Raw genomic sequence first — 26,514 nt, 5'->3', positions numbered from 1 at the left:
TCAGTCCCATACCCGGGAGAGCAGCCAACTGTCGGCCGCCACGTCATGACGTAGCTCGTAGACGCCGATCTCCCGGCCCGGGGTCGCCTCGACCCGCCAGAACTCCCGCTCGCCGGTGGCCTCGCCGTCGGGATGCCGCTCCCGCCACCAGTCACGGGTCGTGACCCAGTGCTCCAACACCCGCCGCACGGTGTAGAGCCGGCCGCGCCAGACGAACCTGACGGGACGTCCGTCGTTCACCCAGACGTCCACGGGGTCGCCGAACACGCGTGTCATCTGCCTCCCCCTCGGGCTCACCGCACGGGGGAAGGACATGCGGACAAGATTCGAACAAACGTTCGCCACCCGAGTCTAGGGACACCGTCGCCGCGCGAGCAAGGCGGGGCCCGGTCACGCGAGCATGCGGGCCAGCCGGTCGGCGACCGCCGCGACCTCGGCGACATCGGCCATGCCCCCGCCCGGCCAGAGGTAGAACCAGCCGTCGCCGGACGGGGTGGCGACGACCATGATCCGGCCCCGCACCCGCGGACCCGACACGCTCAGCAGTGACTCCTCCGGGCCCGCGAGCCTCCAGGAGAGCCCGCGGACCTCGACTTCGTACGCCAGCGCCGCGAGATGCCGTCGGCGCGTCTCGGCGGTCTCCCGCCCACCCACTACAGACACATCAGCCGCCTCCAGTGGTCCGAGGTCCACCGGGCGATGACCAAGGGCGATCGTCCGGCGACAGTTGGTGACCGGTCATCAGCATGACCCGAATCCCCGGGCTGTGCAGGGAAATTGCGAGAGTGGAGCGACTGATTCGCGATTCGCCGAGGATGGTCCGTATGAACCGGGACAACGTGCCGCCTCCGTGTGCGCCAATCGCGGAACGGACCGGTCCGCCGCGGCGGACGCCCCCTGTTCGGGGCGCCGACACCCCTCCCGCTCTCGCGGAGGCTCCGTCCGTGATAGAAGCCTCTGAAGGACGGGCCCAACGCGCCCGCGTCACGCGCAGAGAAGGAGCGAGCCGATGAGCGCCGCCCCCGTCGGCGACCCGTCAGGCACCACTCGGGAGCCCGGTCAGGAGGGCGCCGAGTCGGCGGGGCTCCGCGAACGCAAGAAGCAGCGGACCCGGCTCGCGCTCACCGACGCGGCCCTGGAGCTGTTCGTCTCCCAGGGGTACGAGGCGACGACGATCGACGAGATCGTGGCGGCCGTGGAGGTGTCGCAGCGGACGTTCTTCCGCTACTTCGCCACCAAGGAGGACGTCGTGATGAGCTTCCTCGGCGAACACGACCGGACCCTGACGGAGGCTCTTGCCGCGCGTCCGCCCGGAGAGCGGCCGTTCACCGCGCTGTACGAGTCGATGCGCGTCGTGCTCCGCAGCATCGCCACGGGCGACCCGGCCGACAGCGCCCGGTTCCGCCGCGTCCGGCGGGTGATCGAGGCGACGCCGTCGCTGGTGGCGGCGCAGATGGCCCGGCACGGGGTGGCGGCGGAGACGCTGGCCGCCGAGATCGCGCGGCGCGAGGACGTGGACCCGGTGGCGGACCTGCGCCCGAAGATCGTCGTCGCGTTCTTCATGTCCGCGACCAAGATCGCGTTCGAGGACTGCGCCCGACAGGACATCTGGGACATCGGACAGGTCGCCGCGCGTGTCGAGGAGGCCGTCGCGCTGGTCAGCGAGACCATGCGCGACTGGGTTTGACCGTTCCAGCGGTGGAATAGGCCGCCCGAAGGCCGGGTTGCCAAGATCAATGTGCCCAGGGAACCAGCAGGAGTAGGAGCACGGCATGCGCGCGATCGTCATCACCGAGAACGGCGGCCCCGAGGTCCTGACGGTCACGGAACGTTCCGTGCCGGAAGCGGGTCCCGGGGAGGTGGTGATCGATGTGGCCGCGGCCGGGGTCAACTTCATCGACGTGTACTTCCGGACCGGCGCGTACCCGCATGAGCTTCCCTTCACGCCGGGCATCGAGGCGGCGGGCACGGTCGCGGCGGTCGGGGACGGCGTCCGGGATCTCTCGGTCGGCGACCGGGTGGCGAGCACCGACGTGGAGGGCGCCTACGCGGAGCGGGCCCTCGTCCGGGCGGACAGGGTCGTCCCCGTCCCGGACGAGGTGAGCCTGGAGGACGCGGCGGCGGCATTGCTCCAGGGCATGACCGCGCACTACCTGACGCGGTCGACGTACCCGATCCAGGAGGGCGACTCCGTCCTCGTGCACGCGGGGGCGGGCGGCATGGGGCTGTTGCTCACGCAGACGGCCAAGGCGCTGGGCGCGCGGGTGTTCGCGACGGCGTCGACGCCGGAGAAGGAGAAGCTCGCCAGGGACGCGGGCGCGGACGTCACGATGGGCTACGACGGGTTCGCCGACCGGGTACGGGAGCTGACCGACGGAGAGGGCGTCGCCGCCGTGTACGACGGTGTCGGGGCGCCCACGTTCGAGGGGAGCCTCGCGAGCCTGCGGCGGCGCGGCGTCCTCGCGCTGTACGGGGCGGCGGGCGGGAAGGTGCCGCCGTTCGACCCGCAGCGCCTCAACCCGGCCGGGTCGCTGTTCCTCACCCGTCCGACTTTGGCCCACTATGTCGCCACCCGTGAGGAGCTGCTGGAACGCGCCGCCGACGTCTACGGATGGGTGGCGTCCGGCGACCTGGAGATCCGGGTCGGGCACCGGCACGACCTCGCCGACGCCGGCACCGCGCACGCCGATCTTCAGGCGCGGCGCACCACCGGCAAGCTTCTACTGATCCCCTGACCCGGCAGTCGGGACGCGCCGACTCCCTTAGGCTGGCCTCGGAATAGACGATCTTCGAGGAGACCGCCCGCCATGACCACATACGCCGCCGAACCCCTGGAGCAGGACGAACCACGTGTTCTCGGGCCCTACCGCCTGCTCGGACGTCTCGGCCGTGGTGGCATGGGAACGGTCTACCTGGGCGCGGAGCCCGACGGCCGCCGTGTCGCCGTCAAGGTCATCAACCGGGACCTCGCCGGGGAGGCGGCGTTCCTCGCCCGCTTCCGCCGCGAGGTGACCGCGGCCCGTCGCGTTCATCGTTTTTGTACCGCTCCTGTGCTGGATGCCGGGCTTGACCAGGATCCGCCGTACATCGTCACCGAGTACATCGACGGGCCGAGCCTGGAGAGCGCCGTCCACGCCAAGGGGCCGCTGCCCGGCTCCGACCTGGAGGGCGTCGCGGTCGGTGTCGCCACCGCCCTCGCCGCCATCCACGGCGCCGGGATCGTCCACCGCGACCTGAAACCCGCGAACGTGCTGCTGTCGTCCACCGGCCCCCGCGTCATCGACTTCGGCATCGCCCGCGCCCTCGACAACCCGAACGGCCCCACCCGCACCGGCCAGTTCGTCGGGACCCCGGCCTACATCGCGCCGGAGGTACTGCGCGGCGAACCCGTCGAGCAGGCGTCGGACGTGTTCTCGTGGGGCTGCGTCGTCGTCTACGCGGGAACGGGCCATCCACCGTTCCAGGGCAAGACGGTCGCGGAGACGTTCCACCGCATCGGCAACGACGAGCCCGACCTCGACGGCCTCGACCCGCGACTGCGCGACATCGTCGCCGCCGCCCTCGGCAAGGACCCGCGCAAACGGCCGACCGCCCGGCAGATCCTCACCCGCCTCGTCGGTCAGGAGAGCCCCGAGCACGCCCTGGAGGCGCTCTCGGCGACCTGGCAGGGCCCCCTGCCGAACACCGCGTCGAGCAACGACGCGAACGTCCCGCCCCCTCGACCCACCCCCGAGCCCAACCGGACGAACCGGTCGAACGGAACGATCAACCGGAACGGGCGGAACGCTCCCACGGCGGAGCCGACCCGTCCCGCCGCCTCCCTCGCCCGGCGCGAACCCGCCGCGGACGCCGACACCGTCGTGGTCGACCTGCCGTACCCGACCGAATGGCAGGGCCCGCGACGCTGGTTCACCCTGCTCAGGGGCGTTCTGGTCCTCCCGCACCTGTTCGTGATGATGGGGATGTTCGCGTTCCTGGTGGTCGCCATGCCGGTGAGCTGGCTGCTCATCCCGTTCACCGGCCGCTATCCGCGGACGCTGTACCGGCTGGTCGTCGGCTGCCAGCGCTGGTCGGGCCGCGTCATCGCCTACGCGTTCGGACTCACCGGCGAGACGCTCCCGCCGTTCCGGACTCTTCCGCGGGCACGCCGAACGCGTTGACCGTTTCGTACGTCCAAGGCTTCGTTCGAGGAAACGGCGCGGCCCACTAGGGTTTTCCGGAAACGACCCCCCATATCCAGTTCAGGACCACGATGACCACCCATGCAGGAGAGAACGGCGAGGCCCTGCGCCCCGAGGATCCCACCGAACTCGGCCGCTACCGGATCGTCGGCAGGCTCGGCCGCGGCGGCATGGGGACGGTCTATCTCGGCGAGGACCGCACCGGCACCCGCCGGGTCGCCGTCAAGGTGATCAACCGGGAGCTGGCCGGGGAGGCGGCGTTCTGCGACCGGTTCCGCCGTGAGGTGACGGCGGCCCGGCAGGTCCGCCGGTTCTGCACCGCGCCCGTGCTGGACGCCGAACTCGACGACGACCCGCTGTACGTCGTCACCGAGTACATCGAGGGTCCGAGCCTGGAGCGGGCGGTCGCGGACCGCGGCCCGCTGCCCGGCTCCGACCTGGAGGGCGTCGCGGTCGGCGTCGCCACCGCCCTCGCCGCCATCCATGGCGCCGGGATCGTGCACCGCGATCTGAAGCCCGCGAACGTGCTGCTGTCGTCCACCGGCCCCCGCGTCATCGACTTCGGCATCGCCCGCGCCCTCGACGCCGCCGACGGCCCCACCCGCACCGGCCAGTTCGTCGGCACGCCGAACTACCTGCCGCCCGAACTGCTGCGCGGCGAGCAGGTCACACCCGCGTCGGACGTGTTCTCCTGGGGCTGCGTCGTCGCCTACGCCGGGACGGGCAGCGCGCCGTTCGCGGGCAACACCGTCCCGGAGATCTTCTACCGGGTCGCGCACGACGAACCGCGGCTGGACGGCCTCGACCCCGACCTGCGCGACGTGGTCGCCGCCGCGCTCGACAAGGATCCACGCAAGCGGCCGTCCGTCCAGGACCTCCTCGGGCGGTTGGTCGGCGGCGGTGAGAAGGCCGACCCGGCGACACTGGCCCAGACCGTCCAGGCGGGCTGGCACGGCACCACGACCGACCCGACCGTACAGGCACGGACCGGACCGCCCACGCGGGGCACGCCCCGGCCGGAGCCCACGCCGACGCGAGGCACCGACGTCACGCGCAGCGACTCCGCCCGTCCCGCGCCCGGCGGACGGAACGGGCCGCGCCGCCCGCTGCTCATCGCCGGCGCGGCCGTCGCGGCGCTAGCCGTCCTCGCCGTCGTCGCGTTCACCGTGCTGCGTTCGGACGGCCCGCCCGAGAACCTGGCGACGACGTTCAGCGACGACTTCGCCAACGACCAGTCCGGCTGGGACAGCTTCGGCGACGACTACGGCTACCGTGACGGCAAGTACTCGATGAAGACCAGCCGGTACCTCAAGTCCGTCACCCGGTGGGTGCCGAAGAAGGATGTGAGCGCCTTCCCCGACCCGGTGCTGGCGACCGTGACGGCGACCGTCGCGGAGGGGCCCGCCGACGCCCGGTTCGGGATGCTGTGCCGCGGAAACAACAACCGCAACGTCATCACCCAGTACCTGTTCCTGGTCCGCAGCGACGGCAAGGGCGCGGTGCTCCGCAAGGTCAACGGGGACCGCGGCAGCAAGGAACTCGCCGCCCCCGACTCCGTTCCCGGCTTCGACGCCGGGGGCGCGAACAAGATTCAGATCGCCTGCGCGGGTCAGGACGACGGCAAGCGGGTCAGGCTCCGGCTCTGGGTGAACGGCGAACAGGTCATCGACGTCACCGACACCGACCAGCCGCTGGGCAACGGCTGGGTCGGAATGGAGATCCAGCAGGGCGGCAACGAGACCCAGGCGGTGAACGTCCACTTCGACGACTTCGACATGTCGAAGATCCTCGACTAGAACCTGCACGAACCGGCCTCAGCCCGCACACGAACGCGTGACCCGCCCGGCGCAACGCCGAAGGCAAGCAAACCGTTCAGATCGCGAAGCGATGCGCGTCCGCACAGGCCCGGTCACGCAGCGAGCCGCAAGGCAGTGGGCCGGGCCTGCAATAAACACGCCTGCAATCAACACAGCAGGTAGGCGTTCGTCCAGCGGGTCAGTTCGGCGAACACCTGTCCGCGGACCGGTTCGGGTGACAGCACCAGGTCGTGCAGGCCGCCGTCGATGCGGACGAGTGTGACGTGCCGCCCGATCCTGGGCGCCCACCGCGCCATGTGCTCCACGTCCAGAACGGCGTCGGCCCCGGTCACGTCCAGCGCCTTGCGGGTGGGCCGGACGCTTCGTCTGGACGCCATCACCAGCACGGGCACGTCGACGTCCAGGCCCCGGTGCAACCGGAGCTGCCCGCGCCGCACGGCCGCCAGCCACGCCGCGCGGACCGGGAAACCGAGGATCGGTTTCCATCCGAGGTCGAAGTCCCATTCGCCCTCGTGGTCGCGGTGGATGCTCCGCGGATACCGGTCGGACACCCCCGCCGGAAGCTTCGCCTTCGGGAATCCCGGCCGCAGGGCCCTCGCCAGGCCCGCGCCGAGTTTGCGCATGACCAGCGGTTCCGCGATGTCGAGGAACGGGCTGTTGAGGAAGAGGCCGTCGACCAGGCCGCGTTCCTTCGTCGTGTCGGCCCACAGGGCGGCGATGAGCCCGCCGGTCGAGTGGCCGTTCAGCAGGAGCGTGTCGTGTCCGTCCACGTCCCGGACGATCCGGACGGCCTCGTCGATCTCCGGGAAGTAGTCCGACAGGCTTTCGATGTAGTTGGGCGTCTGGTGCGGGCGCAGCGACCGACCGTACTTGCGCAGGTCCAGCGCGTAGAAGTCGAAACCGAGCTTCACGTAGAAGTCGGCCAGGTGCCGCTGGAAGAAGTAGTCGACGAACCCGTGCAGGTACAGGACCGCCCGGCGCGACGGATCGGTACGGCGCCGCCGCACGAGCGTCGCGACCACCTCACCCTCGGCGTCCCGGCCCATCGGCAGTTCGATCGCCTCGTACCCGGGGCCGAGCACATCGGTCGTCACGTCCACGCCGTCTCCCCCAAATTCCACGAACTCCACTAGATCGGGCGAACTTCTCGCCCTGGTTCGCGCATCGAAATGAGTGAACCGTACGTCAGACTGAAACGGCAGTGCCCTCCGGCCCCCGGGAGTCGAGCCATGCAGGCCCCACTTCGCGACCGTGACCCGAGGCGGCTCGGCCCGTACCGCCTCACCGGCAGGCTGGGCCGCGGCGGCATGGGCACCGTGTACCTCGGCGAGGACGACACCGGCCGCCAGGTCGCGGTCAAGGTCATCAACGCGGAGCTCGCCGACGACGAGGCGTTCCACGAGCGGTTCCGCCGCGAGGTGACGGCGGCGCGGCAGGTGAGCCGGTTCTGCACGGCCGCCGTCCTGGACGCCCGGCTGGACGGCGAGCCGCTGTACGTGGTGACCGAGTACGTGGCGGGCCCGTCCCTGGACGACGCCGTCAAGCGGCACGGCCCGCTGCGCGGTGGCGATCTGGAGGCGTTCGCCGTCAACGTCGCGACCGCGCTGAGCGCTGTCCACGGCGCCGGGATCGTGCACCGCGACCTCAAACCGTCCAACGTGCTGCTGTCGTCCACCGGCCCCCGCGTCATCGACTTCGGCATCGCCCGCGCCCTCGACGCCCCCGACGGCCCGACCCGCACCGGCCAGTTCATCGGCACCCCCGCCTTCATGGCGCCCGAGCTGATGCACGGCCGGGAGGTCACGCCCGCCGCGGACGTGTTCTCCTGGGGCTGTGTCGTCGCCTACGCGGGGACGGGACGCGTCCCGTTCCCCGGCGCGACGCTCCCGGAGGTCATCAACCGGGTGACGTCCGCCGATCCCGACCTGGACGGCCTCGACCCGTCCGTGTACGACCTCGTCGCGCGGTCGCTGGCGAAGGATCCGGCGGAACGTCCCCCGGTCAGGCAGCTGATTCAGGCACTGACCGGCGATGAGACACCACCCTCGGCACCGGCCTCCGCACCGACGTTGGCACTCCGGAACGAGAAGCCCGAGCGGGAGGCGCGTCCCCAGGGGCCGCCGGTGGAGACGCCGCGGAGCACCGTCGACTCGGTTCCGCCGACTAGGCAGATGGGCGCGCCGCCACCGACCGGTCCCGTCTCGACGGTCCACGGCAAACGCTGGTGGCGGCTGCCCGTCGCCGCCGTGGCGCTCGCCGCCGGTATCGCGGTCATGATGCCCGCGTTCGACGTGATGGGAGAGAACGGCGCACCGGACGGCGCCACGACCACCGGGGCCGTCGACTCCTTCGCCCGGCGGCCTCCCGAGGTCGAACGGAAGCTCGTCGACGACGACTTCGACCGGGAGGAGTCGGGCTGGAAGACGGCCGCCACCGCCGCCTCCGACGCGGGCTATGAGGACAAGAAGTACGTGCTGAACGTTCTCCCGACGACGACCGCGACCCTCGTCGACGCGCCCGTCTCCGCGATGCCCGCGTCCCAGCTGATCGATGTGAAGGTCGAATCCGAGGACGGTGAGGCCGGGGTCTTCTGCCGTGGGCGTGACTCCGGTTTCGCGTTCCTGCTCCACGCGGACGGCCGTGCCCGCATCGCCGTCCTCGACGGCCCCAAGGTGACGGAGCTGGCCGCGGGGATGGCGACCGACCTCGCCGACGGCGACAACAGGATCCAGGCCGCGTGCGTGGCGGACGGGTCGAGCGTGCGGCTCGGCATGTGGGTGAACGGCGAGCCCGTCACGCAGGCCTCCGCCGCCGCCCCGAACGGCGCCCCCGGAGCCAGCGGTCTGATCCTGCGCCGTCCCGAGAACGGCACCGCCGGGTATCCGCGTGCGACGTTCGACGACTTCGCCCTCTGCTCCGTCTGACATCCGTCCGGACGCGGCTAGTCCTTGCGGCCGGTCGTCGCGACGGTGACGCCGAGACCGATCATCATCAGCCCACCGGTGCCGCCGATCGCGGCGAGACGGCGGGGCGAGCGGGCGAACCAGTCCCGGGCCGTTCCCGCGGCGAGGCCCCAGACGCTGTCGCTCAGCAGCGCGATCACCGCGAAGATCAGCCCGAACACCATCATCTGCAGGGCGACGTGCCCGTGCTCCCGGACGACGAACTGCGGAAGGACGGCCGCGAAGAACACGGTCGTCTTCGGGTTCGTGACGCCCACCACGAAGCCCTGCGCGAGGGCCCGCAGGTCGCCGCCGTGGCTTCGCTCGTCCGCGCCGATCGTCTCCTGCAGGGACCTGCGGTGCCGGATGGCCTGCACCCCGAGGTACACGATGTAGACGGCGCCGACGATCTTCAGGGTGGTGAAGACGACGGCGGAGCGTTCCACGATCGAGCCGACGCCGACCGCGACGGCCACGGTCAGCACGAGCGCGGCGAGCACCCCGCCGACGACACCGGCGAGCGCGGTGCGACGACCGTGCGCCAGCGCCCGTCCGACGACGAACAGTACGGACGGGCCCGGAATGATGATGATGGCCAACGCCATCGCCGAGAATCCCAGCAACTGATCGGTCGACACCATGAACGCGACATTACGCGTTGCGCCCCGCCCCGCCCACCGAATTCTCCGAACCCCGACCGCGGCCCCTCACCCGGATGGACACTGTCCAAGGGTGGCCGAAACCAAGATCGTGACTTGGTGGACATGGGGGGCATAGGTTCGGTCGCATGTCCGCCCCTGCCTCCGCGGCGTCCGACCATCCCGCCGCGATCGTCCCGCCGTCCTCGCCGCCCGCGTTCGCCCGGCGACCGGTACTGCTGATCGCCGCCGGGCTCGGCATCCTGCTGGTGGCCGTCAGCGCCCGGTACGGCTACCACCGCGACGAGTTGTACTTCCGGGTCGCCGGACGCCATCCGGCGTGGGGGTACCCGGACCAGCCGCCGCTCGTGCCGCTGCTCGCCCGCGCGGTCACGGCCGTCTTCGGCGACTCGCTCGTCGCGCTGCGCGTCCCCGCCGCGTTGTTCTCCGCCGCCGGGGTGGTGGTCGCCGGGCTGACCGCCCGGGAGATGGGCGGCGGGCGGCGGGCGCAACTGCTGACGGCCGCCGCGTACGCCGTGTGCCCGTTCGTCGTCTCGGCCGGTCACCTGTTCTCCACGGCGACGCTCGACCTGCTGCTGTCGACGACGATCGTGTGGCTCACGGTCCGCTGGGCGCGGACCCGCGACCAGCGGCTCCTGCTCGCCGTCGGGGCCATGGCGGCACTGGCGGTGAACGTCAAGTATCTGGCCGCGTTCCTGCTGGTCGGTCTCGTCGCCGGGCTGCTCGTGGCGGGACCGCGCGAGTTCCTGCGGCGGCCGATGCTCGCGGCGGCGGCGCTGGTCGCGGTCGCCGGGCTCGTCCCCGGGCTGCTGTGGCAGGCCGACCACGGCTGGCCGCAACTCGACATGGCGGACGCGATCGCCGGAAAGGCCGACTTCGGGGGACGGCCCGGATTCGTCCCGTTCCAGATCCTGCTGACCGGAGTGCTGCTCTCCTGGCTGTGGATCTACGGGCTGTGGCGGATGTTCCGGTCGGACCACCTGCGGACGTTCCGGTTCCTCGGGTACGCGTACGTGCTGCTGACGATTCTGTTCCTGATCACGGCGGGCAAGCCGTACTATCTCGCCGGACTCTGGGCGGCACTGTGGGCCGCGGGCGCCGTCGAGATCGAGCGCGCCGGCGCGCCGCGCGGCTGGAGGTGGGCGGCGTCCGTCCCGGTGTACGCGGTCACCGGTGTCGTGACCGTCCTGCTCAGCCTGCCCGTGTATCCCGTCGCGCGGCTCGCCGACACTCCGCAGCCCGCCGTCAACGCCGACACCGCCGAGACGGTCGGCTGGCCGCGGTTCGCCGCGCAGGTCGCGCGGGTCCACGCCGCCCTGCCGCCGGAGGAACGCTCCAAGGCGGTGATCGTCGTGAGCAACTACGGCGAGGCCGGCGCGCTCGACAGGTACGGGCCCGATCTCGGCCTGCCCCGCGCCTACAGCGGTCACAACGGCTACTGGTACTTCGGGCGTCCGCCCGACACCGGCGGACCGGCCGTCGTCGTCGGGCCCGAGACGGTCGCGGGCGCGTCATACCTGCGTCAGTTCTGGACGGACGTGCGTCCCGTGGGCCAGGTCGACAACGGCGTCGGCCTCGACAACCAGGAGCAGGGCAAGCCGATCTGGGTGTGCCGCGGCCAGCGCGCCCCGTGGCCTCAGCTGTGGCCGCGGCTCAAGACATTGTCGTGATCAGGAGGGGAGGACGTCCCAGACGCCGCCGCGCCGGACCAGCAGGTCGTGGGTGAGCAGGCTCCCGGCGGGCACGTCCCACGCCGGGTCGGCCGGGACGCCGGTGTCCCCCCGGTCGGCGCGGTCGCCGGCCCAGACCTGAGCCACGGTCCAACGGAGCTTGTCGACACCGTCGGGGTGGCCGGTACCGGACGCGACGAACACGTCCCGCGCGGGGACGGCGACGACGAGGTCGCCCTCCACGTCCTGGGCGAGCTTCTCCAGGAAACCGTCGTCCAGCAGCAGGCCCGACTCCAGCGTTCCGCGGGAGGCCGTGCGCCGGGCGGCGGCCGTCCCGTCCCCGCCGCCGAGCGACACCGTCACGGCGCGCACGTCCGGATACCAGTTCAGGCCGAGGCCGGGACGCAGGTCCCGCAGGTTGAGCACCGCGCGGCGGCGCAGCTCGTCCGGCGGTACGCCCAGTTCGTCGCAGTGCCGCCGCGCCACCTGCTCATGCCGGCGGCCGGACGGCACGCTTTCGTCGGCGATCTCCAGCGCGTAGGTGACGTAGAGGTCGGCGGCGAACGGGTCGCGGATCGGCTCCTCGTCCGGGGGCAGCGGGAACTCCAGCTGGATCTCCGCGGGCACCCGCGCCCTCATCAGCGGGACGATCAGACTGGACCGCGTCTCCGTCACGGGAGTCCTCCTGTTGCGCGCCCGGTGCCCTCGAATGGATCACCCTACAGCGGTGGGGGGCGCTCCGCCCGGTGGGACGACGGGAAGGTCGCGCGGCGCGCCGCGCTCGATGATCCGCCACACGGCGTCGGTGTCGAGATGCTCCTCGACGAGGTCGCCGAGCGCGTCCAGCGTCGCCTCCCGCACCGCCTGGAACGACATGTCGGGCGCGGGGGTGAAGGCGCGGCCGCTCCTGCGGGCCATGTCCCGGAGGAAGGCGCGCCGGAACCCGTCGTTCTCCATCGCGCCGTGCCAAGTCGTCCCGAGAACCGAGCCCTGCCGGCACCCGTCGAGGAACGGTTCGCCCTCCGCCGCGACCACGCCATGGTGGATCTCGTAGGCCTGGACGTCCTCGCCGTACGCCCGCCCGCGTGGCCGCCCGAGTGTCTTCTCCCGCCCGAACTCGACCGTCGCCGGAAGCAGCCCGAGCCCCTCGACCCGTCCCGCGCCCGACTCGACGTGATCCACGATCTCGTGGGCGAGCATCTGGTAGCCGCCGCAGATACCGAGCACGGGCCATCCTTCCCGCGCGCGCCGGACGATCTCGTCGGCCATTCCCCGTTCCCTCAGCCACGCCAGATCGTGCACCGTCGCCCGCGTTCCCGGCAGGACGACCACATCGGCCTCCGCCAGATCCCCGGCACCGGCCGCGTAACGGACCACGACTCCCGGTTCGCAGGCCAGCGCGTCCAGGTCGGTGAAATTCGAAATCCGTGGAAACCTCACGACCGCGATCCGGAGGGTCTCCCTTCCGACCGGGCCTTTCGAGTCGGGGCGGGGCGCGTCCAAGGCCAAAGTGTCCTCGGAATCCAGATACAGCCCGAGTTTCCAGGGAAGCACGCCCAGCGTCGGCCGCCCGGTCAGTCTCTCCAACTGCTCAAGCCCCGGCTCCAGCAGTTCCCGGGCGCCGCGGAACTTGTTGATGACGAAGCCCGCTATCAAAGCCTGATCCTCGGGCTCCAACAACGCCACCGTCCCGAACAGCGACGCGAAGACCCCACCCCGGTCGATGTCCCCCACCACCACGACCGGCAGTTCGGCGGCCCGCGCCAGCCCCATGTTGACGATGTCCCCGGCCCGCAGATTGATTTCGGCCGGGCTCCCCGCCCCCTCGCAGATCACGACGTCGTACTCGTCCCGCAGCTCCGCGAGACTTTCCCGCACGACTCCCGCAAGCCGTTCCTTGTACTCCCCGTACCGCCGCGCGTCGACGTCCCCCACCGGACGCCCCAGAACCACCACCTGACTGCGCCGATCGCTGCCCGGCTTGAGCAGCACCGGATTCATCACGGCCCGCGGCTCGACCCCCGCCGCCTGCGCCTGCATGTACTGGGCCCGCCCGATCTCCGCGCCGTCACTCGTCACCATCGAGTTCAGCGACATGTTCTGCGCCTTGAACGGCGCGACCCGCACGCCCTGCCTCGCGAGCCACCGGCACAACCCCGCCGTGACCACGCTCTTTCCCGCGTCGGACGTCGTCCCGGCGACCAGCAGCCCGCTCACCGCAGGCTCCGGACCACGGCCGCCGCCGCGAACGTCACCACCGCCGAAAGACCCACCGCCCTGCGGATGTCCCGCGCTTCGGGGGCCCGCCCGTCGCCCATTTCGGGACGCCGTTCGACCCGTCCGCCGTACTCGTTCACCCCGCCCAACCGCACACCGAGCGCCCCGGCGAACGCGGCCTCGACACGCCCCGCATTCGGACTCGGATGCTTCTTCCCATCCCGCAGGAACACCCGCCAGGCCTCACGCCCCGAACACAACCCCACCAAAGCGCCGGTCAACCGCGCCGGAACCCAATTGGCGGCATCGTCCAACCTCGCCGCCGCCCACCCGAACCGCTCATACCTCGGATTCCTATACCCGACCATCGCGTCCAACGTGTTGATGGCCCGATACATGAGCAACCCCGGAACACCCGCGACCGCCCCCCACACCAAAGGAGCGACCGCCGCATCCGACGTGTTCTCCGCAACGGACTCCACCACCGCCCGCGCCAACCCCGCCTCGTCCAACCCCTGAGGATCCCGCGCACACAAATGCGGCAGCCGCTTCCGCGCCGCCGCCAAATCCCCCCGTTCCAAAGCCCGCGCCATCACGAGCCCTTCCCGCCCCAACGAGGTCCCTCCGAGCACGACCCACGTCGACACGGCGGTCACCAGCACACTCCCGCGCCCAAGCCGCTCCAACACGACCCCGCCGACGCCCGCACCCCCCACGAGAACCCCGGCGAAAACAACCCCACGCCACCGCGAATCCCCGTACAGAACCCTTTCGGTCACCGAAGCGACCCGCCCGAACCCCGCGACCGGATGCCATCTCTTCGGATCCCCGAAAAGCGCGTCCAACGCCACCCCGAGAAGCAGCCCTTCACCAGAGACACGCATCGAGCTCATCCCAGTTCCGCTCCAACCAGTCCTGCGCGCGCCGTATCCGCTGCCCCGCCCCGGGCCACATCCGCGCCCAGCCCCCACCACGCTCGGCCCGCGCCCGCATCGCCCGATAAGACCGCTCGAACCTTACCCGGGCGGCCGGCAGGACGTCCCGCCGCATCCCACGATCCACCCCGTAGGCGTCGCAGAGAACCCGCAACCGCCGTCCCACATCGACCTGGTAGAGCACCGCGTCCCGATCGGCCGGATCGGCGATCGGCCCCCAATGCCGCAACGCCGTCACCACGTCGAACAACCGCGTCGTCGGCCGGGCCAGATCGAAATCAATGAGCGCAACGGGCGCCCCACCCCGAAAGACCACATTGTCCGGCGTCACATCACAGTGCCCGATGACCTCCGGCTCCCCGTCGAGATTCGACGTCTCCCCGTCCCACACCGCCCCCTCCGGCACCCCGTACGACACCACCGCCTCGTGGTACCGCCGCAACAACCGTCCAACGCCCCTGAGCGCCTCCTCCGACGCCGCATACTCAGGCAACGGCCGCCGCGGCACCTCCCCCGGCACCCAACTCAGAACCTCCCGCCCCAGAACGTCGACCCCCAACACCCGCGGCGCCCCGTCGAACCCCACCGCCTCCAGATGCCGCAACACCCCGTGCACGGCCGCACTGTGCGCCCGCCTCGGCCTCCGCACCGTGTCCCCGACCCGCACCACACCCTCCGACACACCCCCGCCGGAGAGCGGAACCTCGATGTTCACCACCACACCGACCAAAGATAAGACTCCGCCCCCCCTCCGCGCCCTCACTCACAGTAACGACGTATAGATGTGGAGCCCGGGGACCAGCCCCCATACACTGTGTCCCGGCGTCCAGCCGGGCGCCATGCGCCCGTAGCTCAGCTGGACAGAGCATCGGACTTCTAATCCGACGGTCGCGGGTTCGAATCCTGCCGGGCGCGCCACCCTGATCAGCCCATCCCGCCCCTGAACTGCGAGAACACCTCGTACCCCGTTTCGGGCGGGATGCAGCCGGATGCCACCGAAGGCAGCCACACGGCACCGTTCCCGGAACGTACGCGGAATGACCCGTGCGGCGTTTGCCCAGGTCAGCACACAAGACAAGAGAAGCCCCGGAACGCTCCGGAGCCTCCCCACCGCAGTTGCCGCTCATGCCGCCAACGCGTCCTCGATGCGCTGGTTAGCGACGTCTCGTCGCCCACCTATGCACTTAGCGTAAACAGACACCAGGGAACGTCCACCCCACACCCTGCGGGATCCGCCGCCTCAGGCGTGCCTTGTCGAAGCCTTCGCTCTTCTCACGACCGCCGAGCGATCGAACACCCGATCGACGGCGAGAAACCCTAGAGGCCGTCCCCAGCGTGGCCCCGCATCGCGACGCGTCCGCCTCATCCGCCGGCTCATCGCGTCACGGGGTCGTGCCGCCCGCCTCGAAAGCCCGTGCCACCATCTCCCGAACCTGACCTCGTAGCCTCCTGTGAAGCAATGCGTCCAAGCCCTCGGCTCGAAAAACCGCATCTGTGAACGAGTCCACATCCGCCGGTGGCGCTGCGCAGAGCGCCGCCTGGTTTGCCGGAGACAGGCAGAACCCCAGGCGGATGCACAGGTCACGAAGTAGGAAACCCACATCCTCAGGCGCGAGCTTGGGAACGTCCACACGCTCTATGCTCGACCACCCGACGCGCCTGGACCAACTGGTTTCCGGGGTGGTGAAGAGTTGCGAGTTAGACTTGGAGGTCGCTGTCGCCAACGGCACCAGGATTGATCGGGGTCGCAGGACCAGAGACGCTCTCGCTCGGCGAGAGATCACGTCACGAGCCAGGTCAGCTTCAAGGATGTCGACCGCTGAACGTTCAGGCGGCCTCGGTGGTGGTCATCTGCGAGCCGCAACTCAAGCCCACTACCGAATGGCAAGGCATCGCTCGGTCAGCGTCTCCTCGGCCCCCGCATCCAACAGGTCGACCGGCTCGGGTCGGGCGCGGGTGTTGAGGATGGGACCACGAGCCGCCCCAACTGACCGGCTGCCCCCGGGAACTGACCGGCCTCCTGGAGCGCTGTCTCGCTTTGAATCCCGTTGACCGGCCCACTCTCGCTGAGATCGTCGACTTCGTCGGCACCAACGCCCCGGAGACACTCGGCTCCTGGTTCCCACCGGCCGTCGTCGCCACGCTTTATGAGTATGAGCCTCCACCGTTTCAGCGCCCCCTGGTGGAGCCGTCCCCGGCGCCCCTCCCGGGTACGGCTTGGCCAGGCGGCATCGCGACGCCCGGCACGGGAAGTTGATGCTCCACGAACGGTCGCGACCTCTGTCGCCAGGAAGGCGGGGCCGCTCAACAAATGGTCGGCACCGCGCAAGGCCGCTGCGGTCGTGCTCGCTCTGGCGACGTCCGCCATCACCGTGACGGTGCGCGTGACGCTGTCGCCGATGCCCACCGCCACGGTCACCCTGACCGCATCCCCAACGGTCACCCCGACGCCGACAGCTACCGAGGCTCCGGAGATGTTGATTCCTTTCTGGGCACCTGGACCGGCATCGTCACCCAGCCAAAGCTCTCAACTTCCAGAAGTACCCGGTGTCGCTAACACTGCACGGCGGCGAACTCGACGACCCGGTCGGCAAGACCTACTACGGCCTGCTGCGCTGCTCCTGCGAACTCACCCTTACGGACTTCAGCGATCCCACATCGAGATACGCGAGGACGTCGTGAGCGATCCCGACAGCACCTGTGCCGACGTTCGTATTTCCTTGCATAGGAGGGGTGCCGGCTTGCTCGACTACGCCTTCCAGGGCCTCGGCGGGGGAAGGGCCACCCTCTGCCGCACCTGATCGTCGTTGGCGGGACACGCGGACAAACCGCCCTGACATCGGCATGGGCGGATGTCCCCTTCACCATAGTGCGCATGTCCGGAGCGACTGGGGCCGCACCGAAGCCCGCCGCTGCCGGCCGGAACCTCCGAATCCCGATCGCAGAACATTAAGCGAGGCCATTCTTCGGGCGTCGCTTCCGACGAGCAGACCCACTTGGGGGCGGGCTCTGAGTCTTGCCTCTTCGCCGTGGTCGTATCGAGGGCGTTTACTGGGCGCAAATCGGTTGTTCTCCATCTTCTAAGTCGTGCTTTTGTAGCTTGGGGACATGCGCCAAGAATTGCGGGCGATTTGCCGAGGCCGAGGTGTTTACTCGTCCGATCTCGCCGAGCGCCTGGGGCCGCGCCTGAACGAGCTCGCCGGGACTGCTCCGGACGCTGACGGGGAAGGACGGCGGGTTCGGCTCATCGCGTTGTTGGAGACCTCGATCGAGTTGCTTCCGCCGGATCTCAAACTGGTCGCGCGGGTGGCTTTCGGCCTGGACGCTCGGGCGCGACAGCGTTTTCTACGGGATCGGCTCGACTGGCTCGCCACACTTATAGAAAGAGACGCGCGAACTGTACGGCGACGGCTGGAAGAGGCGATCGACCTAATGGGCGAGGCAATCGACATCGCCTCTCCCGGCTGGTACTACGCATCTGTCAACACCCTGTTGCGGCTGGGCGGACCAGCACCGGAGTTTTGCGAGGAGCGCCGTGTCGTCGCCTGCGGTGCGGGCCGCATGCCCGTCAACGACAGCCGGTTCAACTGTTACTCCCAAGTACCGTATTACGCATTTGTTCCGTCATGCCGATGCGATGAGTTCGGGCTGCGTGTTCACTTTTATGGTACGGCGGTTCCGCGGGCGCTCTGGTTGATGGATGGGGTTTCACCTGGCCTGATCGAGCGGCCGGTCATGGGGTTGCGGAGCGTGGAGATCGATTCTCTTGGGCTGGCCGAGGTGCGTTTCACGGGATTGCAGGTCGGTTCGGGCTATGGAGTGCGGTGGGAGTTACACAGAATTCCATGATTTCGGCACCCTTGGTGGAAAGGTCCGGATCGCAACGAGGGTGCGCGGGAAACTTGGCGCCAACGGGAGGATTGCGAATGGACGACGAGTTCCGGCCCGACATCGACGAGCTGCGCCGCAGGGCGGCCGAGGTCGGCGGCCGTGAGCGTGTTCCTGCCCTGATCGACCTTGGCAGGGCTCTTGGCAGGCTTGCCGTGGCGACTGAGGACGAGGCGGTACGCCACCGTCTTTGGGACGAGGCGGTTGAGACGCTGACGGAGGCCCGCGAGTCCCTGCCGCCGGAGGACGAGCGGCGTGCCAAGGTCACACTGCGGCTGATAGCCGGTCTGGTGGGGCGGGCCGCGCCGCTCGACGACCCACATGAACTGGATCGAGTCATCGAGCTGCTACGCGAGGTGACCCCCGCTGGTGTTCTCGAAACCGAGAAGGGTGAGGCGGCGCGGCTTCTGCTGGGCCTCCTGCTGATCAAGAGGTTGCTGGACCGCCACCTCGCAAAGGGCCCTTTGGCTCTCGTCAAACTCGTGACCGGTCACTTCGAGGACTACGAAAAGGGCATCGACCTGCTGGGGCGAATCGAGGAGTCGCTTCTGCCCACCGAGATTCGTCCGCTGCCCTCCCCCCTGCGGATGATGCTGATGGCGTCCCGCATGCTGCTTCAGGGAAGGACCGGCGCCCTCACCACCGTTGACTTCCGAACAATGATCAAGCAATTGCGCGCAGCCTTCGGTGACGTCACCGGTAAGGGGTCGCTCGGACAGATCGCAAGCGTCGTGCGTGGTGTGGCCGCCGGATTGGAGATGCGCCTACAACCGAACGCAGCAATCGCTGGAGAAGTGGTAAGAGAACTCGAACCACTGAAAGACCTGTCACTCAAAAGGGGCGATGGTTTCCTTGTTCAGGAGTTGGCCTTTGCCTACGCCATCGGCGACGAAACTTTTTCACTCGAGGGCCTGAAAAGGGCACGCGAAACACTGGCGGAGGCAATTGAAAGCCTCGACGAGGACGATCCTCGACGTGAGGAAATTCTCCTGTCGATGGTCGGGCTACAGTACGTCGGCGTGGCCCTCGATCCGACTCCGGAGGCCGTGCAGGAGATGCTGCTCACGGCTCGCGACCTCGAGCTCCCTGCAGGACCGCCCGTGGACACAGGGGACGCGTGGAAGCTGACGATTCTCTCTTCCATAAGGTCGCTGCAGGGAATGCTGGACAATGACGACGCCGTCCTCGCGGAGGCCTGGCGGCGCCTGGAGGAGGCACTACCATTCGCGGCGCATGATGCCGCATTGGCTGCGCTCATTCTGCCCGTCCTCGGCGCCAACCTCATTCGCCGTGCGACGGGTGGGCTCGCGGATCAGCATCTCAGCCACGATCTGATGCTGAGAGGAATGGAGATTCATGCCCTGCCCACTGGAGGAGCCGACGAGACCTCGCCCCTCTTACTTGGCGTACGCGGACTGTTGTTCCTGCTTAATGGGGACGACGTGGACGAGGCGTCCCATTGGGAGAACTCCGACAGGCTCCTGACGGCGGCATTGGAGGCGCTTCCGGAATCCAGTGCCGTCCGGCCCATATTGGTGGCCGGACTCGCCAGTGCGCGCATGCTACGCGGCATCAAGGCGAACGAAGGCGCGTACGTCCGCTCGGCGGTCGATCTCCTTGAAGGCTTCCACGCGAACGAGCGGGCCGCCGGACCGTACGCCAACTATTGCGCCGTTCTCGCAGCGCTCGGACGCCTCTATCTAGGAGTGCTGGAGCGCGACACCACCCTGTTCGACGGTGCCCTCCGGTCATTGGAATCGGCGGCCGACCTCCTTCAGTCGCCTTATGACGACCGCGAAACCCTGCTACGGGCGATCGGATACTCTCACCTGCTACGCGGCCAACTCTTCAATGGGGGACGCGACGCGCTCGACGAAGCGATCCGGGTCTTGGAGGATGCACGGGCGCTCGCGGCCCGCCGTCCACGGTGGCTACAGGGGCCCGCGCTTCCGGCCTACCTGGCGGACGCGTACGCGGCAGCGGGCGACCTGAGGCGGGCGGTCAACGCCGGCATGGAGGCGCTTTGGTCGTTCGCCGCCGAGGTGCTGCTCCAGGTAAGCCCGGATCACGCCCTCTTCGCGGCTCGCGGCGCCGCGGAACTCGCCCGGCGGACCGCCGGTTGGTGCCTGGAGGACGGGCGGCTGAAGGCGGCCGTCCGTGCCCTGGAGATGGGGCGCGGGCTAGTGCTCTACGCCGCGACGATCAGCGCCGATGTTCCGGAACTCCTCCTCGATCGTGGACGTCCCGACCTGGCGGACGAATGGCGCTCGGTGGCAGGGAACACCGCCGGGCCGGCCTTCTCCGACCTGCTGGCGCTCAACGCTGACCCCCGGGAGGCGACAGGGAGCGAATTTCGGCTGGTCAGCGCGCAGGCGCTGAGGGACCTCCTCGAGGGCCTGTCCCGCAGGCGCGTCCCGAGCGATCTCCGCCACCGTGTTCTCCTGGAGCTGACGCTGTCTCCCGGCGCAGAGCCCCTATTCGAGCCGCCCGAGGCGGACGACATCGGCGACGCCTTGGACGAGGCTTCCATGGACGCCCTCATCTACCTGCTTCACGGCGACGAGACGGCTCCCGGAAGGGCTCTGATCGTATGGGCGAACGGACGGGTCGACATCCTCGCCCTGCCCGGGCTCGTGCTCGACGCCACTCCACTCAAGAAGTACCGGCCCCGGCAGGCGAGTCCGGAAAGCTTGGAAAGCCTTTGCGACTGGGCCTGGAACGTAGCGATGAATCCGCTACTGAAGCTGTTCACCCCACTCGCCCCCGAGAACGTCCCCCGCGTGGTGCTGGTGCCGTGCGGAGCGCTCGGCCTTGTTCCGTGGCACGCCGCCGCCACCGACCGGGACGGGCGTCGTCGGTATGCCGTTCACGACCTCGTCATCTCCTATGCGGCCACCGGACGGCAGTTCATGGACGTCGCATGGCGCCCTTCGGCGGTTCCGGTCAGTGCGCCTACCTTCGTGGCGAATCCATGCCCGAAGGAGCACCCGCTGAAGTACGCCGAACTGGAGGTTCGCGCCATTGTCGATGCGTTCTACCCCACGTCGGACGTCCTGGGCGAGCTGGAAGACCGCACCACGGGGCAGGGGGATGTCGAGAGCGTACTGAACGCCCTTCCCCATTCCGGAAACTCTGGCGCGCCCGTACTGCATCTGGCCTGCCATGCCATGGCCCGCCACTCTCCGACCCAGTCGGCGCTGTACCTTCACGCCGCGGACGGGAACGGCCGACTGAGAGTCGGTGGGATCATCGAGCGGGCGAACCGACATCCTGAGAACGCGCGTGGCGGGCTCGTGGTGCTGAGCGCGTGCGGAAGCGACCTGACCGTACGCGATCACGACGAGGCGCTGACACCGGCGACGGCGTTCCTCGTCGCGGGATCCGGGGGCGTGATCGGTTCTCGCTGGGCCGTGAACGACGCCTCCACTGCCGTGATGATGTTCATGTTCCACCATTTCCTTGTGGACGGCGGCCTCCGGCCGATGGACGCACTTCGCTCGGCGCAGCTGTGGATGCTCGACTCCGCTAGAAGCGTGCCCGGCACAATGCCCAGGGATATGACCGAACTGCTGGAGACGATGAGCGAGGCGTCTCTCACCGCGACCTTCACCTGGGGCGCGTTCACGCATCACGGACTGTGATGTCCGGCTACTGTCCCGAAGCTGTCCTTGTGTTCGTCTTACGAGTTCCGCCGAAGCAGGCGCATCGTCGAGGGCATCGAAGACCGTTCTACGAGGAGGACGCCATGCGATGCGGCCCACCCGATGGGGAGAGCGAGGAACCGAAGACGATCACGGTTCCGTGACGCAGTGAGGCGAGGGGATGTCCGGGTACCCAGCGGCTGTGAACACGGTCGCGATCTGGGCGTTTCGTGGGCGTCCCCTCGCCGGACCGGCCGGGCGACCGCAGGATGAGTGGTATGAACCCCACGATTCGCCGCATCTGCCGGGATCTTCGCGACCAGCGCCATGTCGAGTCGTATGTCGTCGCGCTCGCCGCCACCGCGACCTCGGCCCTGTCCCTCTTCACCGATCTGGTGGACGACGATGTGCGTTGGTCGGTAGTCATCGCCGGAATCGGGCTGATGGTCTACCAGGTCACCGTGCCGGAAGGGAACGCCGTCATACTCGATGATCTACTGAAGGACCGCACGGCGTTCGAGGAAGACGTTCCGCTGGAGGCGAGGCTGCGCCGGGCGCGAGAACTGTGGTTGTTCGCCCCCTCCGGCGCGCACCTTCTCACCTCCACGCGTTGTGACACGCTTCGGCGTCATGTCCTCGACCGGGACGACGGCTCCGTGCGGATCGTCCTGCTGGATCCAGAACGTCCCGAGGCGGTCGCACTGGCCACCCGGCAACTGACCGACGCGGTTGATTTCCCCGGGCAGCCCTTTTCGCTATCACTGGAAAGAAGCCTGGAACGGCTCACCGTGATGCGGCGATGGGGGTGCCGCGGGCATTTCTCCTGCCGGTTACTGCCCTACAACCCGGGATTCAGCCTTATCGCACTGGATCCCTCCTCACCGGGTGGATCGCTGATCGTGGAGTTCCACGGCGCACACAATCGCTCTACCGCTGACCGGATGCACCTCACGCTCACCCGGCGCGACGGCGGAAGCTGGTACGAATATTGGCTTGGACAGTTCGAACATATCTGGGGGTCCGCGCGGGAGGCGCCGTTTCAGACAGATGATGTCACCTGACACACTCGGCTGCACATCCGATGGCAAACTGGAGCCATGCAGGCTCCTGCCCACTGGAATCTCGTCGCCGACATTCACCTGTTGCGTCGGAAGGGTCTCACCCAGGTGCGAGATCTCCCGCTGGCGGCTCTTGACGCCGTCGCGGCGGTGTGCCGCCACACGGCCGGGGAGGTCGCCGACGAGGGGGACGGCCAGGAGTCGGGCGAATTCCGGCCGACCGTGCTGGAGGAGATCCTGCGTGAAGCGGTCGACTTACTCGGCGGCGGGAATCTCAGTACCGCGGCCGAGTACGTTTTCGGCCTGGCCGAGGGAACCCGCGACTGGCCCATAGGCGATCGCCGCAAGCGGGCCGCGGCCGTCTACGGCATCTCCACCGAACGGTTCCGCAAGCGCCACGAGCAATTGATCGTCGAGCAGACCGCCGAGGCCATGCTGCGCCTCTGTCGGGCGGAAGCCGACAGGGACAAGGAGGGGTCGAAGCATCATCGCGAGCCCCTCGGTAAGCCCGTCACGCCATTGACGGTCCTGAAGATCGACACCGGAGGAAAACCTCTCACGCTGCACGTGGGCCCGGTGGAATTGCTGCGCGACGTCGACGTCGTCGTCACGTCTGAGAACACGTACCTGGAGATGTCCCGGTTCTTCCGCGACACGCAGTCGGCGGCCGTCCGCCGGGCGGGGGCGCGGCTCGGGGAATCCGGGGAGGTCCTGGACGACACGGTGCATCGCGAACTGACGGAGTGGCGGCGTGAGCACGGACGCATCGGGCTGTCCGTGGCTCCGGGCACCGTGGCGGCAACGGGCTCCGGAGAGATGCGGGACGCGGGTGTGCGCCGCGTCTATCACGCGGCGGTGGCGGTTCCGGAGGCCGGCGGCCTCGCGTACCGGGTCGCTCCGGACGCCGTGGCCCGGGCCGTGAAGAACGTCTTCAGGCTGGCGGCACAGGAGCGGCGGCAGGTGACGCCGCCGCTGCGGTCCATCGCGTTCCCGCTGTTCGGCGCCGGTCGGGGTGGACTCGCGCCGGAGGAGAGCTTCGCCTGGCTGTGGTCATCGATCGAGCGGAACACGGCCCTTCGCGGCGACCCCTGGACGGGGCCGTTCCCCTGGGAACTGCACGTGATCACGCGTTCGGCGCGAAGCGCCTCCGCCGTCCTCAGGGCCTTCGGCCGTCCCCCGCTCTGACGGCTCACTCGGAGACGCTAGGGTCACCCCAGGCCAGGTCGGGCATCAGGTTGGACTCGCCGCCCGCCGCCCGGGCGCCCGCCATCGCGGGGTCGTCGGTGGTGCCCGGTCGGAAGGCTTCCAGCCTCAGCCGCAGCACGCCGGTCACGTTGATCGTGACCTTCTTCGGCTTGCCGGACGACACACGGATGTCCGGCTCGTTGTGCCCGTCCCGGGTGATCTGGAACACCCCGACCTGCTCCTCTTCGGCGCGGTCGTTCACCCCGACGGTGACCTCGAAGGTGCGGTATTTGCCGCCGAGGTAGTACACCTCGGCGGGACGGTTGCCATCGTTGCACCAGGAGGTGCATGTGACGTGCAGGCTACGAAGGAAATCCTTCCCGCCCATCGTGACCGGTCCCGGGTCGACATCGCTACTGTCGGACACCGGTTCCATGTCGGCCAGCCAGCCGGTCACCGGAAGCACCGGGGGCGAGGTGGGCGGCGGCGTAGTGACCGGAGGTTGCGTGGCCGGGAGTTGCGTCGCCGCCTGGGTCGGCGCCGATGTCGTCGCCGCCTCGCCGGGCCGGCCAACCGAACCGCGGTCGCGGGGAAAGAGCCAGTTGGCCAGGCCGACCAGCACCCCGAGCATGGTCAACAGCATCATGAGATCGAACGTCCGCCTACGGAGCGTCTTACGCCGTCCGCCCCGCGATTCCTTGTCAAAGGAAACCATTTCTACCTCGGCCTATCCGTCCACGACCGGCACGGCAATACGTGCAGACGATGCGTGCGGGCGAGAACACGCCACACCGGTCGCAGGCATGGCATGGGTGAATGTTCCGGTTGGCCAACGCCCTCTACTGCTCCACGCGGGACGGACCAACCACCAATACCGGAATTATTGCACAACAGACAATGCTCCACCAAATCCAATAAAAGAATGTCCGTTCAGTCGATGCCATTCCATGAAGTGGCCGAGTTCCGTGGAATTTCTCCCGGTCAGGGTAGTTCTATGTAGGCGTTGTAAGGCCCGAGGAGGCGGTTTATTTCCTCGATTCCCTTGGGGGTGTCGAGCGGGAAGGGACCGTCCGGCGAGCACGCCAGCGCGTTTGCGGTGTCACCTCGATCGTCGAACAGCACGAGTGTGCTATGCGGGACATCCCGATTCGACTGCCAGATGAAACCCTGCGCGGCCGGGAAACGCTCCCGCAGCCAGTGACCGCAGTAGCGCGTCCGGGCATAGTCGGTCGACTGGACGAGCGCGGAAGTCTGCGCGACCGCGGCCAGATCCGATGTTTTGACCAGCGCCAGCAGTGTGAGGTCGGCGATGACCTCTACTCTGGACAGCGCGCGCCCGGCAACCATGCGGCGCTGCAGCAGCCGCCGGCCATTGCTGTCGAAGCGGACGCTTCGCAGGAGACGTTCCGCCAAGACGGTCGTCCGGCTTGTGCCCGCATACAGGTAGCTGTACAGGTCGTCGGGAGTCGCATCGAAACGTCCACCTTCAAAGGGGGACCGAGCGGGTTTGGTGTTGAACTTCGTGGCCGGCCGGGTCGCGCTATGCAGGCGATACAGAACGGCGCCCTTCTTGAGCTCGTGGAAGTTCGCCGTTCCAACGTAATTCTCAGGCGGTGCGACGACGTCCATCAGTCACCGTCCTCGATGACGGCGGCGGCAGCGGTCGTCAGGTCCTCGTCCGCCATGCGCCCCAGCAGCCGGGACGGGGCCTCGTTGAACCGGGCGTTGTCCTCGAGCCACCAACTCGCCGTTCCCCACGGGTCGGTGTCGGCCCCCAGCATCGCGTTGATCCGCAGCACGACCGGACGGGGCGCGCCCGACTCGTCGAACTGGAAGCCAGGCAGCCTCGTCTCACCGCCGGTGGGCGTAAGCCTGATCAAGGCGGGATCGTCCGGATCGTGACCGCGTTCGCGTACCTGCCGCGGGCTGAGAGACGGGGCGGCAAACAGACGCGACTTCACCTCGTCGACACCGGTCACCCGGTGCGCCGACTCGTCGACAACCGCCATCCGGCGTTGCAACTCCGCGAACAGGTCGTCGAAGTCGACCTGCGGCGGGTCGGCTGTGCCGACCGCGCGCATGGGCGAATCAGCCCGAACCACCGCCCGCCGGACCGGATGGTCGGCGGGAAGCGAATCGCCCAGGTGCAGCACGACTTCGAGCGCGATATCGGGCCGATCATCGGGGTCCGCGTCGGAATACTGTCGGAGAAGCGCCATCAGCATGACGCGGGCCTCCTCGTCCAGCCTTTCCATGACGTCGAGCCAGTGGTCACGCAGCGCGCCCAGAACTTCTTCGATCGGATTAAGGTTTGCCATGTC

Annotated in this window: 22 protein-coding genes and 1 tRNA gene; 12 read left to right on the top strand and 11 right to left on the bottom strand. The window is 69.0% G+C overall.

The window, feature by feature from the left end; genetic code table 11:
• A complete protein-coding gene (locus tag BZB76_RS12435) occupies window positions 1-276 on the bottom strand; it encodes a DUF6504 family protein (RefSeq protein WP_121434402.1) in 276 nt (91 codons plus the stop codon).
• Window positions 277-390: 114 nt separating this feature from the next.
• A complete protein-coding gene (locus BZB76_RS12430; protein WP_246006896.1) occupies window positions 391-663 on the bottom strand; it encodes a hypothetical protein in 273 nt (90 codons plus the stop codon).
• Window positions 664-1,009: 346 nt separating this feature from the next.
• Here BZB76_RS12430 and BZB76_RS12425 point away from each other — a divergent pair, with 346 nt between their 5' ends.
• The 4 genes from BZB76_RS12425 (at window position 1,010) to BZB76_RS12410 (ending at window position 5,977) form a co-directional block, all read left to right on the top strand.
• Window positions 1,010-1,687, top strand: a complete 678-nt coding sequence (locus BZB76_RS12425) for a TetR family transcriptional regulator (RefSeq protein WP_121434400.1) — start codon at window positions 1,010-1,012, stop codon at window positions 1,685-1,687.
• 85 nt (window positions 1,688-1,772) lie between these two features.
• Entirely contained in the window at window positions 1,773-2,735 is a 963-nt protein-coding gene (locus tag BZB76_RS12420) for a quinone oxidoreductase family protein (RefSeq protein ID WP_121434399.1), read from the top strand.
• A gap of 72 nt (window positions 2,736-2,807) precedes the next feature.
• Window positions 2,808-4,160, top strand: a complete 1,353-nt coding sequence (locus BZB76_RS12415) for a DUF4389 domain-containing protein (RefSeq protein WP_121434398.1) — start codon at window positions 2,808-2,810, stop codon at window positions 4,158-4,160.
• A gap of 92 nt (window positions 4,161-4,252) precedes the next feature.
• Complete coding sequence (locus tag BZB76_RS12410) at window positions 4,253-5,977, top strand: serine/threonine-protein kinase (RefSeq protein WP_121434397.1); 1,725 nt, start codon at window positions 4,253-4,255, stop codon at window positions 5,975-5,977.
• 167 nt (window positions 5,978-6,144) lie between these two features.
• On the opposite strand, the gene BZB76_RS12405 is transcribed toward BZB76_RS12410, so the two are convergent.
• Entirely contained in the window at window positions 6,145-7,098 is a 954-nt protein-coding gene (locus BZB76_RS12405; protein ID WP_211342956.1) for an alpha/beta hydrolase, read from the bottom strand.
• A 129-nt stretch (window positions 7,099-7,227) separates the two neighbouring features.
• Between BZB76_RS12405 and BZB76_RS35835 the strand changes: the two genes are divergently transcribed.
• Window positions 7,228-8,922 (top strand): serine/threonine-protein kinase, encoded by a 1,695-nt coding sequence (locus tag BZB76_RS35835; protein ID WP_121434396.1) that lies wholly within the window; start codon window positions 7,228-7,230, stop codon window positions 8,920-8,922.
• 17 nt (window positions 8,923-8,939) lie between these two features.
• Here BZB76_RS35835 and BZB76_RS12395 read toward each other — a convergent pair whose 3' ends face one another.
• Window positions 8,940-9,581 (bottom strand): LysE family translocator, encoded by a 642-nt coding sequence (locus BZB76_RS12395; protein WP_121434395.1) that lies wholly within the window; start codon window positions 9,579-9,581, stop codon window positions 8,940-8,942.
• A gap of 146 nt (window positions 9,582-9,727) precedes the next feature.
• Between BZB76_RS12395 and BZB76_RS12390 the strand changes: the two genes are divergently transcribed.
• Window positions 9,728-11,269, top strand: coding sequence for an ArnT family glycosyltransferase (locus tag BZB76_RS12390; protein WP_121434394.1), 1,542 nt, complete (start codon window positions 9,728-9,730; stop codon window positions 11,267-11,269).
• Here the strand turns inward: BZB76_RS12390 and BZB76_RS12385 are convergent, their stop codons facing one another.
• The 4 genes from BZB76_RS12385 to BZB76_RS12370 are packed head-to-tail and all read right to left on the bottom strand — an operon-like array spanning window position 11,270 to window position 15,037.
• Window positions 11,270-11,944, bottom strand: coding sequence for a DUF1444 domain-containing protein (locus BZB76_RS12385; RefSeq protein ID WP_121434393.1), 675 nt, complete (start codon window positions 11,942-11,944; stop codon window positions 11,270-11,272).
• 39 nt (window positions 11,945-11,983) lie between these two features.
• Window positions 11,984-13,486: a cobyric acid synthase gene (locus BZB76_RS12380; RefSeq protein ID WP_121434392.1), complete on the bottom strand. Its 1,503-nt coding sequence runs from the start codon at window positions 13,484-13,486 to the stop codon at window positions 11,984-11,986.
• On the bottom strand, window positions 13,483-14,370 hold the full coding sequence (locus BZB76_RS12375) for a cobalamin biosynthesis protein (protein WP_121434391.1): 888 nt from the start codon (window positions 14,368-14,370) through the stop codon (window positions 13,483-13,485). The genes BZB76_RS12380 and BZB76_RS12375 overlap by 4 nt, the downstream gene beginning before the upstream one ends.
• Window positions 14,354-15,037 (bottom strand): aminoglycoside phosphotransferase family protein, encoded by a 684-nt coding sequence (locus tag BZB76_RS12370; RefSeq protein ID WP_246006894.1) that lies wholly within the window; start codon window positions 15,035-15,037, stop codon window positions 14,354-14,356. Before BZB76_RS12370 ends, BZB76_RS12375 begins: the two co-directional genes overlap by 17 nt.
• A gap of 225 nt (window positions 15,038-15,262) precedes the next feature.
• Between BZB76_RS12370 and BZB76_RS12365 the strand changes: the two genes are divergently transcribed.
• The 6 genes from BZB76_RS12365 to BZB76_RS12340 all read left to right on the top strand — a co-directional run bounded on the left by BZB76_RS12365 (window position 15,263) and on the right by BZB76_RS12340 (window position 24,193).
• Window positions 15,263-15,339 (top strand) — tRNA-Arg (locus BZB76_RS12365).
• A gap of 1,629 nt (window positions 15,340-16,968) precedes the next feature.
• A complete protein-coding gene (locus BZB76_RS36365) occupies window positions 16,969-17,103 on the top strand; it encodes a hypothetical protein (protein ID WP_281273866.1) in 135 nt (44 codons plus the stop codon).
• Between the two features lie 426 nt (window positions 17,104-17,529).
• Window positions 17,530-18,270 carry a hypothetical protein gene (locus BZB76_RS34205; RefSeq protein ID WP_147449418.1) on the top strand — a complete coding sequence of 247 codons (741 nt, stop codon included), beginning with the start codon at window positions 17,530-17,532 and terminating at the stop codon, window positions 18,268-18,270.
• A 77-nt stretch (window positions 18,271-18,347) separates the two neighbouring features.
• Window positions 18,348-21,950, top strand: a complete 3,603-nt coding sequence (locus tag BZB76_RS12350; protein WP_121434389.1) for a CHAT domain-containing protein — start codon at window positions 18,348-18,350, stop codon at window positions 21,948-21,950.
• A 278-nt stretch (window positions 21,951-22,228) separates the two neighbouring features.
• Window positions 22,229-23,011: a hypothetical protein gene (locus tag BZB76_RS12345; protein WP_121434388.1), complete on the top strand. Its 783-nt coding sequence runs from the start codon at window positions 22,229-22,231 to the stop codon at window positions 23,009-23,011.
• Between the two features lie 36 nt (window positions 23,012-23,047).
• Window positions 23,048-24,193, top strand: coding sequence for a macro domain-containing protein (locus tag BZB76_RS12340; protein ID WP_121434387.1), 1,146 nt, complete (start codon window positions 23,048-23,050; stop codon window positions 24,191-24,193).
• A 4-nt stretch (window positions 24,194-24,197) separates the two neighbouring features.
• On the opposite strand, the gene BZB76_RS12335 is transcribed toward BZB76_RS12340, so the two are convergent.
• The 3 genes from BZB76_RS12335 to BZB76_RS12325 form a co-directional block, all read right to left on the bottom strand.
• Window positions 24,198-24,839, bottom strand: coding sequence for an NPCBM/NEW2 domain-containing protein (locus BZB76_RS12335; protein WP_170180607.1), 642 nt, complete (start codon window positions 24,837-24,839; stop codon window positions 24,198-24,200).
• Between the two features lie 335 nt (window positions 24,840-25,174).
• Complete coding sequence (locus tag BZB76_RS12330; RefSeq protein ID WP_121434385.1) at window positions 25,175-25,822, bottom strand: RES family NAD+ phosphorylase; 648 nt, start codon at window positions 25,820-25,822, stop codon at window positions 25,175-25,177.
• Entirely contained in the window at window positions 25,822-26,511 is a 690-nt protein-coding gene (locus BZB76_RS12325; protein WP_121434384.1) for a hypothetical protein, read from the bottom strand. Before BZB76_RS12325 ends, BZB76_RS12330 begins: the two co-directional genes overlap by 1 nt.
• Between the last annotated feature and the right edge of the window lie 3 nt (window positions 26,512-26,514).

Origin of the sequence: Actinomadura pelletieri DSM 43383, assembly GCF_003634705.1 — a bacterium.
Lineage (GTDB): Bacteria > Actinomycetota > Actinomycetes > Streptosporangiales > Streptosporangiaceae > Spirillospora > Spirillospora pelletieri.
This window is presented reverse-complemented; position numbering and strand designations above follow the sequence as displayed.

Excerpts from the sequence above, each read along its gene's own strand:
- BZB76_RS12420 (WP_121434399.1), top strand. The coding sequence starts at position 1,773 with ATGCGCGCGATCGTCATCACCGAGAACGGCGGCCCCGAGGTCCTGACG.
- BZB76_RS12395 (WP_121434395.1), bottom strand. The coding sequence starts at position 9,581 with ATGGTGTCGACCGATCAGTTGCTGGGATTCTCGGCGATGGCGTTGGCC.
- BZB76_RS12435 (WP_121434402.1), bottom strand. The coding sequence starts at position 276 with ATGACACGCGTGTTCGGCGACCCCGTGGACGTCTGGGTGAACGACGGA.
- BZB76_RS12410 (WP_121434397.1), top strand. The coding sequence starts at position 4,253 with ATGACCACCCATGCAGGAGAGAACGGCGAGGCCCTGCGCCCCGAGGAT.
- BZB76_RS35835 (WP_121434396.1), top strand. The coding sequence starts at position 7,228 with ATGCAGGCCCCACTTCGCGACCGTGACCCGAGGCGGCTCGGCCCGTAC.
- BZB76_RS34205 (WP_147449418.1), top strand. The coding sequence starts at position 17,530 with ATGCGCCAAGAATTGCGGGCGATTTGCCGAGGCCGAGGTGTTTACTCG.
- BZB76_RS12415 (WP_121434398.1), top strand. The coding sequence starts at position 2,808 with ATGACCACATACGCCGCCGAACCCCTGGAGCAGGACGAACCACGTGTT.
- BZB76_RS12345 (WP_121434388.1), top strand. The coding sequence starts at position 22,229 with ATGAACCCCACGATTCGCCGCATCTGCCGGGATCTTCGCGACCAGCGC.
- BZB76_RS12390 (WP_121434394.1), top strand. The coding sequence starts at position 9,728 with ATGTCCGCCCCTGCCTCCGCGGCGTCCGACCATCCCGCCGCGATCGTC.
- BZB76_RS12425 (WP_121434400.1), top strand. The coding sequence starts at position 1,010 with ATGAGCGCCGCCCCCGTCGGCGACCCGTCAGGCACCACTCGGGAGCCC.
- BZB76_RS12330 (WP_121434385.1), bottom strand. The coding sequence starts at position 25,822 with ATGGACGTCGTCGCACCGCCTGAGAATTACGTTGGAACGGCGAACTTC.
- BZB76_RS12375 (WP_121434391.1), bottom strand. The coding sequence starts at position 14,370 with ATGCGTGTCTCTGGTGAAGGGCTGCTTCTCGGGGTGGCGTTGGACGCG.
- BZB76_RS12325 (WP_121434384.1), bottom strand. The coding sequence starts at position 26,511 with ATGGCAAACCTTAATCCGATCGAAGAAGTTCTGGGCGCGCTGCGTGAC.
- BZB76_RS12350 (WP_121434389.1), top strand. The coding sequence starts at position 18,348 with ATGGACGACGAGTTCCGGCCCGACATCGACGAGCTGCGCCGCAGGGCG.
- BZB76_RS12335 (WP_170180607.1), bottom strand. The coding sequence starts at position 24,839 with ATGATGCTGTTGACCATGCTCGGGGTGCTGGTCGGCCTGGCCAACTGG.
- BZB76_RS12340 (WP_121434387.1), top strand. The coding sequence starts at position 23,048 with ATGCAGGCTCCTGCCCACTGGAATCTCGTCGCCGACATTCACCTGTTG.